This is a genomic window from Arthrobacter sp. Y3223164 (assembly GCF_059091005.1).
Genome location: NZ_JBNHGF010000088.1, coordinates 1 through 9,238, shown reverse-complemented (window position 1 = coordinate 9,238; position 9,238 = coordinate 1). Strand labels below are relative to the sequence as shown.

9 protein-coding genes are annotated in these 9,238 nt (G+C 69.0%); 6 read left to right on the top strand and 3 right to left on the bottom strand.

Annotated features, from left to right (window positions below; genetic code table 11):
• Together AC5RUJ_RS06905 and AC5RUJ_RS06900 are read left to right on the top strand one after the other, a co-directional pair.
• Positions 1 to 267, top strand: a 267-nt coding sequence (locus tag AC5RUJ_RS06905; RefSeq protein ID WP_494155703.1) for a sunset domain-containing protein, incomplete at its 5' end; no start/stop codon positions are given.
• A gap of 45 nt (positions 268 to 312) precedes the next feature.
• A complete protein-coding gene (locus AC5RUJ_RS06900) occupies positions 313 to 1,239 on the top strand; it encodes a TrmH family RNA methyltransferase (protein ID WP_494014157.1) in 927 nt (308 codons plus the stop codon).
• 33 nt (positions 1,240 to 1,272) lie between these two features.
• On the opposite strand, the gene AC5RUJ_RS06895 is transcribed toward AC5RUJ_RS06900, so the two are convergent.
• Positions 1,273 to 2,478, bottom strand: coding sequence for an MFS transporter (locus AC5RUJ_RS06895; RefSeq protein WP_494014156.1), 1,206 nt, complete (start codon positions 2,476 to 2,478; stop codon positions 1,273 to 1,275).
• A 207-nt stretch (positions 2,479 to 2,685) separates the two neighbouring features.
• On the opposite strand from AC5RUJ_RS06895, the gene AC5RUJ_RS06890 reads away from it, so the two are divergent.
• On the top strand, positions 2,686 to 3,132 hold the full coding sequence (locus tag AC5RUJ_RS06890; RefSeq protein ID WP_494002379.1) for a (deoxy)nucleoside triphosphate pyrophosphohydrolase: 447 nt from the start codon (positions 2,686 to 2,688) through the stop codon (positions 3,130 to 3,132).
• A gap of 53 nt (positions 3,133 to 3,185) precedes the next feature.
• On the opposite strand, the gene AC5RUJ_RS06885 is transcribed toward AC5RUJ_RS06890, so the two are convergent.
• Complete coding sequence (locus tag AC5RUJ_RS06885; RefSeq protein WP_494014155.1) at positions 3,186 to 4,214, bottom strand: Rv2578c family radical SAM protein; 1,029 nt, start codon at positions 4,212 to 4,214, stop codon at positions 3,186 to 3,188.
• A gap of 63 nt (positions 4,215 to 4,277) precedes the next feature.
• Entirely contained in the window at positions 4,278 to 4,733 is a 456-nt protein-coding gene (locus AC5RUJ_RS06880; protein ID WP_494101474.1) for a hypothetical protein, read from the bottom strand.
• 108 nt (positions 4,734 to 4,841) lie between these two features.
• Here AC5RUJ_RS06880 and pheS point away from each other — a divergent pair, with 108 nt between their 5' ends.
• The 3 genes from pheS to AC5RUJ_RS06865 all read left to right on the top strand — a co-directional run.
• Entirely contained in the window at positions 4,842 to 5,912 is a 1,071-nt protein-coding gene (gene pheS / locus AC5RUJ_RS06875) for a phenylalanine--tRNA ligase subunit alpha (RefSeq protein ID WP_494023835.1), read from the top strand.
• Between the two features lie 4 nt (positions 5,913 to 5,916).
• Entirely contained in the window at positions 5,917 to 8,460 is a 2,544-nt protein-coding gene (pheT, locus tag AC5RUJ_RS06870; RefSeq protein WP_494128335.1) for a phenylalanine--tRNA ligase subunit beta, read from the top strand.
• A gap of 83 nt (positions 8,461 to 8,543) precedes the next feature.
• Positions 8,544 to 9,238 (top strand): 4'-phosphopantetheinyl transferase family protein (locus AC5RUJ_RS06865; RefSeq protein WP_494155702.1); only part of this gene is annotated, 695 nt, incomplete at its 3' end.

Here is a 9,238-nt window from a genome sequence, read left to right as displayed (position 1 = left end):
GCCGCCAAGACCGCTCCGGCCGCCGCCAAGGCTGCCGCGCCCGCCGCTGAAGGCGGAGAAGTTGCCGGCGCCGTGAAGGCTGTTGACGGCGAGGACGCTCCCGCCGGCTACACCATCAAGGGCAACCAGTCCAAGAAGTACCACGTCCCGGGCTCTACCTGGTACGAGAACACCACTCCCGTGTACTGGTTCGAGTCCGTGGAGGCCGCCAAGGCTGCCGGTTTCGAGCCCGCCGGCGGCGAGGCCCGCCAGAAGGTTGCCGAATAAGCACCGGATGCATAAACGCTTATGTGGCGACGTTATAGTCGCTGTATGAGCACTACCGGGCGCCCGCAAGCCATCATGTCCAACCCCCGAGCCGATCGGGTCAGGGATGTGGCAAAGCTTGCCGGGCGCTCGGTGCGTTTAAAGCGCCGCCAATTCCTGGCCGAAGGCCCGCAGGCTGTCCGCGAGGCCCTGTCCGCCCACCGGGCGCATCGAGGCGCCGGAAACAGCGGCATCGTGGCCGAGGTCTTCGCCACCGAAGCCTGCCTGGACCGGTCGCCTGAACTGGCGGACCTCGCCGACGGCGTGCCGCTGCGGCTGGCCACCGATGCGGTGCTGGCGGCAATGGCAGACACGGTCAACCCGCAGGGGATCGTGGCCGTCTGCCACTACCTGGACCGGCCGCTGAACGAGGTCCTGCAAAGCAAACCCCGGCTGCTGGCGGTCATGGTCCGGGTGCAGGACCCGGGCAACGCCGGCACCATCCTGCGGGCGGCCGATTCCGCCGGCGCCGATGCCGTGATCCTGACCAACTCCAGCGTGGACATCTACAATCCCAAGGCCGTCCGTTCCACGGCCGGATCACTCTTCCACCTTCCGGTGGTGAACGGTCACGATTTCGGTGACGTGGCGGCGGCCGTGCGCGCCGCCGGCGCAACCATGCTGGCAGCTGACGGCTACGGCACCATCGATCTGGACGATTTGCAGGACCGCAGCGCCCTGGCCCGGCTGGGAGAAACTCCCGCGGCCGGGGACGAGGGCGTGGCCGGCAGCCTGCCGGATCTCGCGGCGCCTACCGCCTGGCTCTTTGGGAACGAAGCCCAAGGGTTGTCGTCGGAAGAACTGGCCGCCGCGGACCATCGGGTCGCCGTGCCGGTTTACGGCCAGGCCGAAAGCTTGAACGTCGGCACGGCGGCCACCGTCTGCCTGTACGCCTCCGCGAGGTCCCAGCGTCGACGCGGGCCTGCAGGGTAGCTGTTGGCCGGCCGGCCCGCCGCAAGATGCGCCTCAGGCGAGGCTGCGCCGTTTCTCGAGCGCCCCGCTGAGAGCGGCGATGACCAGCCCCAAGGATGCCAGCCCGGCGCCGACCAGCGCCGGCGCGGCATATCCCCAGCCCCAGGAGATCACGAGGCCGCCCAGGAAAGCGCCGAGGGCATTGGCCATGTTCAACGCCGAATGGTTCAGCGAGGCGGCCAGGGTCTGGGCGTTGGGGGAGGCGTCCATCAGGCGTGTCTGCAGGGCCGGGATCAGGCTCGATCCTGCGGCCCCCAGGAGGAACACGAGGGGAATCGCCAGGGCGGCAATGGATGAGGCCGCCCAAAAGAACACCAGAATCACGATGATCGCCGCCATCACCTGGTAGATGGTCCCCATCACCGAGCGGTCCGCCAACTTGCCGCCGATGAAGGTGCCGACGACCATGCCCAGGCCGTAGAGGCCGACAATCAGCGGCAGGGCGGCCGGGGCCAGGCCTGTCACTTCGGTCATGGTCGGGCTGATGTAGGAATACACCGCGAAAAATCCGCCGAAGCCGACCACGCCGATCAACAGCGCCAACCAGACCTGGATCCGTTTCAGGGCGCCGAGTTCCCGACGGATGCCGGCCTCCGCGTGCGCGGGGGTGAAGGGAACCAGGCGCTGGAGCATCAGTATCGTCACCGCGCCGACGATGCCCACGGCCACGAACATCAGCCGCCAGCCGTACTGTTGGCCCAGCCAGGTGACCAACGGGACGCCGACGACGTTGGCCACCGAGAGCCCGAGCATGACCATGGCGACCGCCTGCGCGCGGCGGGTCGGCGAGACCAGCGAGGCGGCCAGGACGGCGGCCACGCCGAAATAGGCGCCGTGCGGAAGGCCGGAAATGAACCGGGTGGCCAGCATCGTGGCGTAGTCGGGCGCGAACACCGACGAGAGGTTCCCGAGCGTGAACAGGACCATCAGCCCCAGGACCATGTACTTGTGCGGAAGCTTGGCTCCGAGGGCTGCGAGCAGCGGCGCGCCGACCACCACGCCCAGGGCATAGGCGGAAATCAGGTGCCCGCTCTCCGGGATGGAGACGTCCAGGCCGGCCGCCACATTCTGCAGCAGGCCCATGATGGCAAATTCCGTCGTGCCGATGCCGAAGCCGCCCATGGCCAAGGCGACGATGGCCCACGCCGTCCGGCGGTTTTCGGTCTGCCTCCGTGCGGTGACGAGTGTCGGGGAATTCATGATCGGCTTTCGGTCGGACGGACAACTGGGCGCCGGCGCAAGCCTGCATGCCGGGGCCTGGGCACGGGCGGCAGTTGCGGGCACCGGCTGCCACTGTACGGCAACGCGACGGCACGGCATCCCATTCCGGACCCGTGTGGCCTGTGGTCTGCGGCATAGTCCGGGGCCGTGGGAACCGGGCCGGACCCGCCCCGTAGACTGAACCGCGTGCAAACGAGCCTGAAACAGATTGTCGGCGCAGCCATCCTCGACGCCCGCGACGCCCCGAACAGATTACTGGCCGCCCGGCGCACCGCGCCGGAGGCGCTGGCCGGCCTGTGGGAGTTTCCCGGCGGCAAGGTGGAGCCGGGGGAGAGCTGCGAAGACGCCCTGCGCCGCGAAATCCGCGAGGAACTGGGGGTCGGAATAGAGCTGGGAGTCGAAGTCTCCGGTCCGCTCCCGCAGGGCTGGCCGCTGAATGAGGCGGCGGCCATGCGCGTATGGTGTGCCTACATTACCGACGGGCTGCCGAAGCCGCTGCAAGACCACGACGAATTGCGCTGGGTCCGGCTGGAGGCGGCAGAAGCCGCGGCCCTGCCGTGGATTCCCGCCGATTTTCCGATCCTCGAAGCCGTGCTGACCGCTGCAGGCCGCACCGCCGCCCGTCCCGCGTAACGGCTCCCGCCGGAACCCGTCGTCCTGCCGGGGCCGAAGCGTTGCCCGGACACTTAGAACAACGTCGCCTGTCCCGCTGCGGCCGGCGTGCCCGACGGCGCTGCCGGACTTTCCGCCGGTGGCCGCACGGGCACGTCGCGCAGCCGGGCAGCGTTTTCCAATCCGTGCCGGCGCTTGGCTTCCCGGACCCGGTCCGCCAGCCAGACCCGATAGTCCTTGGCGGCATACGTGCCGCCGTCGTAGAGGCGGCGGTACTTGCCCACAAGTTGCGGGTATTCCTTGGCCAGCCATTGCAGATACCATTCCCTGGCGCCGGGACGAAGGTGCAGCGCGCCCGCCGTCATGCTGGTGGCCCCGGCTGCCGCAACGGCCGCGCACAGCCCGTCGAGCGCGTCCTCCGAGTCCGTCAGCCAGGGCAGGATCGGCATGGCCATCACCGAACACGGCAGGCCGGCGTCGCTGAGCTTGGCGATCAGCTCGAGCCGGGCACGCGGCGTGGGTGTTCCCGGCTCCACACGGCGCGCCAGTCCGGCGTCGGTCATGGCGAGCGAAATCCCCATGCCGACCTCGACGTCCCCGGCCGCCGCACGCAGCAGCGGCAGGTCACGGGCCAGCAAGGTGCCCTTGGTCAGGATCGAAAACGGGGTTCCTGACCCGGCCAGGGCCTTGATGATCTCCGGCATCAGCTTGTAGCGGCCCTCGGCCCGCTGGTAAGGATCGGTGTTGGTGCCCATGGCCACGTGTTCGCGCTTCCACGACGGTTTGGCAAGCTCGCGGCGGAGGACCTCGCCCACGTTCACCTTGACCACCAACTGGCTGTCAAAATCCAGCCCGGTGTCCAAATCGAGGTAGCTGTGCGTCTTGCGGGCGAAGCAATACACGCACGCGTGGCTGCAGCCACGGTAGGGGTTGATGGTCCATTCGAACGGCATCCGCGAGCCGGCGCCCACGCGGTTCAGCGCCGACTTGGCCATGACCTCATGGAATGTGATGCCGGCGAAACCGGGGGTCTGGACGCTCCGGACGAGTCCGGACAACGGGAGCAGTGCGCCTGGTTCCGCTTGCTGGGAGGACCACCTCATGCTTTAAGTAGAACACATCTTCGAACCAGGCGACAGGGGCAGGAGGGGTCTTCCGCAGGAAATTCAGCCGGCCGTCCGTACGGGCCGCGAGCCGCGCCGCCCAGGCCTCCGCCGCACCGGCCGCTCCTTGTAGCCGCCCGACTGCAGCCCGGCCAGCCGCTCGAAGATGTTCCGGGACGCCGGGTCGCCGGTCCGCCACCACGACCAGGCGGCAGCGAAGCCGTACAGCGGCAGGAACGGCAGGCCCAGGCACCAGGCATATTGGCTGCTGTGGCGGGATTCGTGGCCCAGCAGCACCGGATTGCCGGCCAGCCCGGCCGCAGCGTCGCGGAACAGCACCACGTTGCCCACGGTAAAGGCAGCGGCCTTCGGCAGCCCGGGCCGAAAGCCGTGGGCCAGGATCAGGCCATGGGGTCCGGGATGAAGGCTGCAGCGGACCGCGGCGGCGAGGGCCAGCCCCAACAGGGTGGAGCCGTTGAGCAGGTTCCAGGCGGCACGCAGCTTCTCGGACGGCGTCATGGGCCCATCGTAAGCGTTTCGGGTCGGTGCCGGCCCGTGAACTAGACTGGACTGGTTGCCCGTACGCGGGCGGAATCCCTTTAACCTATTCCGAGGTCCCCACAGCACATGTCTGACGTGACACCCCCAGCCCAGGAGCCACCCGTGCCGAGCCCCCTCGACGAAGCCGCGGTAGCCGCCGCCGTCGAGCAGGCGGTGATGGCTTTCAAGGCTGCCTCCGACCTGGACGGGCTCAAGACTGCCCGGCTCGCCCACGCCGGCGAGAAGTCCCCGCTTAGCCTGGCCAACCGCGAAATCGGCAAGCTGGCCAAGGAGGACAAGGCGGCTGCCGGCAAGATCGTGGGTCCGGCCCGCGGGCGCATCAACCAGGCGCTGGCCGCCCGCACCGCCGAACTGGAGGCCGAACGGGAGGCGCAGATCCTCGTCGAGGAGGCAGTGGACGTTACCGCGGCTCCGCGCCGCCGCCGCGCCGGTGCCCGGCACCCGCTATCCACGCTGCAGGAACGGGTCAGCGACATCTTCGTCGGCATGGGCTGGGAGATCGCCGAGGGGCCGGAGGTGGAATCCGAGTGGTTCAACTTCGACGCCTTGAACTTCAAGCCGGACCACCCCGCACGGGAGATGCAGGACACCTTCTTCGTGGAACCGCCCGAGGCGCACCTGGTGCTGCGGACCCACACATCGCCGGTGCAGGTCCGCTCCATGCTGGAACGAGACCTGCCGGTGTACGTGCTGTGCCCGGGCCGGACGTTCCGCACCGATGAACTGGACGCGACCCATACGCCTGTTTTCCACCAGTTTGAAGGTCTGGCCGTGGACAAGGGGCTCACGATGGCCGACCTGCGCGGCACGTTGGAGCACTTCTCGCGGCAGATGTTCGGCGCCGAGGCCAAGATCCGCCTGCGCCCGGCCTACTTCCCGTTCACCGAGCCCTCCGCGGAGATGGACATCTGGCATCCGGGCGCCAAGGGCGGCCCCCGCTGGATCGAGTGGGGCGGCTGCGGCATGGTCAACCCCAATGTGCTGCGCGCTGCCGGCATCGATCCGGAGGTCTACTCGGGTTTCGCCTTCGGCATGGGCATCGAACGCACCCTCATGTTCCGCAACGACGTCCCGGACATGCACGACATGATCGAAGGCGACATCCGCTTCAGCCAGCACTTCGGGATGGAGATCTAGAACTATGCGTATTCCCCTTTCCTGGTTGCGCGAGTACGCGCAGGTTCCCGCAGACGCCACCGCCGAGGACGTTATGGCCGACCTCGTCAAGGTCGGACTCGAAGAAGAGGACGTTCACCGTCCGTCCGATTCGATCTCCGGACCGATCGTGGTGGGACAGGTCCTCGACCTGGTCAAGGAGCCGCAGTCAAACGGCAAGACCATTAACTGGTGCCAGGTGCGTGTGGCGCCCGAAGGCGCCGGCCAGCCGCTCAGCGGCGACGGCATCGACCCGTCCGGCGTGCAGGGCATCGTCTGCGGAGCCCACAACTTCGAGGTGGGCGACAAGGTCGTGGTGACGTTGCCCGGCGCGGTGCTGCCGGGGGATTTCCGGATCACCCCGCGCAAAACCTACGGCCACACGTCCGCCGGCATGATCGCGTCCGCCCGAGAGCTCGGCATCGGCGAGGACCACGACGGCATCATCGTGCTCTCCCGGCTGGGACTCGACCCGGAGATCGGCACCGACGCGATGGAACTGCTCGGCCTGACCGACGAGGCGGCCGAGATCAACGTGACGCCGGATCGCGGCTATTGCTTCTCCATTCGGGGGGTGGCCCGTGAATACGCGCTGGCCACCGGCACCGAATTCGTCGACCCGGCCAGCCGCGTCGTTGTTCCCGAAGCGGCCGGCGAGGGCCACCCCGTCCGGCTCGAAGACCAGTCCCCGGTCTACGGCAAGCCCGGCTGCGACCGCTTCGTGGCACGCACGGTCCGCGGCGTCGACCCGTCGCGGCCCACGCCCCAGTGGATGGCCTCCCGGCTGCGCCTGGCCGGCATGCGCTCCATTTCGCTGGTTGTGGACATCTCCAACTACGTGATGCTGGAACTGGGCCAGCCGCTGCACTTCTATGACGCGGACAAACTCCAAGGCCCGATCGTGGTCCGCCGGGCCAATCCGGGCGAGACCCTGGTGACCCTGGACGGCAAGGAGCGCCGGCTCTCCACCGAGGACCTGCTGATTACGGATGACCGCGGCGCCATCGGTTTGGCCGGGGTGATGGGCGGTGCCGAAACCGAGGTCGGGGACGGAACCGCGAATGTGCTGATTGAGTCCGCCCATTTCGACGACGTCTCCATGGGCCGCACCCGGCGCCGCCACAAGCTGCCGTCCGAGGCGTCCAAGCGCAATGAGCGCGGAGTGGACTGGGAAATTGCGGATGAGGCGGCGCAGCGCGCCGTGGACCTGCTGGTCGAACTCGCCGGCGGCACGGCCGACACCGCCGCGACGGATGTCGGGTCACGTCCGGCACCTGTCGAGATCGACCTGCCCGACGGTTTCGCCTCCCGCCTCATCGGCTTCGAGTACACGGCAGGGCAGATTGAATCCGCTCTGACCGGCATCGGGGCTTCCTTCGAACGGTACGACGGCGGCCTGCGCGTCACGGCGCCCAGCTGGCGGCCCGACCTGGCCATCAAGGAGGACCTGGTCGAAGAAATAGCCCGGCTGGTGGGCTATGACCGGATTCCGGCCACCCTGCCGGTGGCCCCGCCGGGGCGCGGCCTGTCCCGTGGGCAGCAGCAGCGCCGCCGCGTGCTGCAGTCCCTGGCCGACGCCGGCCTGACCGAGGTGCTCAGCTACCCCTTCGTTTCCACCGGGCAGAACGAAACGTTCGGAACTCCCGAGGCCGGCTCCGGTGCGGCCGCCGTCAAGCTGGCGAACCCGATCTCCGCCGAATTCGGGTACCTGCGCACCAGCCTGCTGCCGGGACTGCTGGAGACTGCACGGCGCAACCATTCCCGCGGCTTCCGCGATCTGGCGTTGTACGAAGGCGGCCTGGTGTTCCTGCCCGGCGACAAGATCGGGTCTCCGGTCCTGCCCCCGCTGGGCGCCAGGCCGTCGGACGAGGTGCTCGAGGAACTGCAGGCAGGGATCCCGGACCAGCCCTGGCATGTGGCCGCGGTCCTGATCGGGCACGAGGCGGCACCGGGCGCAGGGTTCACGCCCCGCCACTGGGAATGGTCGGACGCACTGGACGCCGCACTGACCGTCGGCGACGTCCTCGGCATTGAACTGGTCGTCGCCCAGGGACAGCACCAGGCCTTCCACCCCGGCCGGACCGCGCAGTTGTCCCTGCGCACCGGCGAGGTCGTCGGCTACGCCGGCGAGCTGCATCCGAAGCTGCTCCAGGACGGGGACCTGCCGGCGCGGACTGCCGCCATGGAACTGAACGGCGAGGCACTCTTTGAGGCCGCCGCCGATGTGATTGTGGCCAAGCATCTGTCCACCTACCCGGTCTCCACCCAGGACGTAGCGCTGGTCGTCGATTCGTCGGTTCCGGCCGAAGCAGTCCGCGAGGCGCTGCGTGAAGGCGCCGGTGAACTGCTGGAAGATGTGGCCCTCTTCGACGTCTATGCGGGCCCCGGGATCGAGCACGGGAAGAAGTCGCTGGCCTTCGGGCTCAGGTTCCGGGCGAATGACCGCACGTTGACCGCCGACGAGGCCTCCGCGGCACGGGCGCAGGCCGTGGAGCTGGCCGCAGCCCGCTGCGGTGCCGTTCAGCGGTAACCGGTTACTGCCATGAATGACGACGGCGGGGCCCACCGACGCAGGTGGGCCCCGCCGTCGTGGGGGAAAGGGAAAAGGAACGCATGAAGGCCCAGGTGATACTGCAGCTGGTGCAGCTGCCAAACGGGTTCCCGGCCGCCAGCGGGCCGGACCGGCGCCCCAGCGTCCGCGCCCACACCCGCGAAGCCGTCCGCCTGCTGGCGGCGCGGGAACTGAACGTCGACCCCGACCGGATGCGGCTCGCCTTCGACTGCCGCCAATGCACGCGGGGCAACGATGGCCGGCATGGCCAGCCGCACCTGCTGCTGGACGGCGCTCCGGCCCCCGCCCGCCTGAGCTACGCCCGCTCGGGCCGCTGGCTGCTGGCCGCACTGTCCTTCCGGCCCGTGCTGCTCGGAGTCGACATCGAAGACGCCTGGGCGGACGCTTTTCGGCCGGAGGACAACATCGACGCCGTCATGCTCACGGACGCGGAGCGGACCCTGGTGGAGCAGGCAGCCGACCCGCGCCTGCTGCGGGCCCGGCTGTGGACCAGGAAAGAGGCCGTGCTGAAGTCGACAGGCCACGGCCTGCGGCTGCCGCCCGATACGATCGGCGTCGCCGGTGCGGACGGCGAACCCCAGCTGTCCGGCTGGCCCGGGGAAGCGGGAGACCGTCCCGGGCTGCAACTGCTGGACCTCACCCTCGCGGATGCCGGCGGGGAAGTGCCGCCCGGCCTCGCCGCGGCGCGGGGCCATGGGGGAGTTAGGAAGAGCACAACTCAGAACTACACTCACCA

Bases quoted from the DNA above. Each gene is read 5' to 3' on its own strand.
- AC5RUJ_RS06880 (WP_494101474.1), bottom strand. From the start codon at position 4,733: ATGACGCCGTCCGAGAAGCTGCGTGCCGCCTGGAACCTGCTCAACGGC.
- AC5RUJ_RS06895 (WP_494014156.1), bottom strand. From the start codon at position 2,478: ATGAATTCCCCGACACTCGTCACCGCACGGAGGCAGACCGAAAACCGC.
- pheS (WP_494023835.1), top strand. From the start codon at position 4,842: ATGTCTGACGTGACACCCCCAGCCCAGGAGCCACCCGTGCCGAGCCCC.
- AC5RUJ_RS06885 (WP_494014155.1), bottom strand. From the start codon at position 4,214: ATGAGGTGGTCCTCCCAGCAAGCGGAACCAGGCGCACTGCTCCCGTTG.
- pheT (WP_494128335.1), top strand. From the start codon at position 5,917: ATGCGTATTCCCCTTTCCTGGTTGCGCGAGTACGCGCAGGTTCCCGCA.
- AC5RUJ_RS06900 (WP_494014157.1), top strand. From the start codon at position 313: ATGAGCACTACCGGGCGCCCGCAAGCCATCATGTCCAACCCCCGAGCC.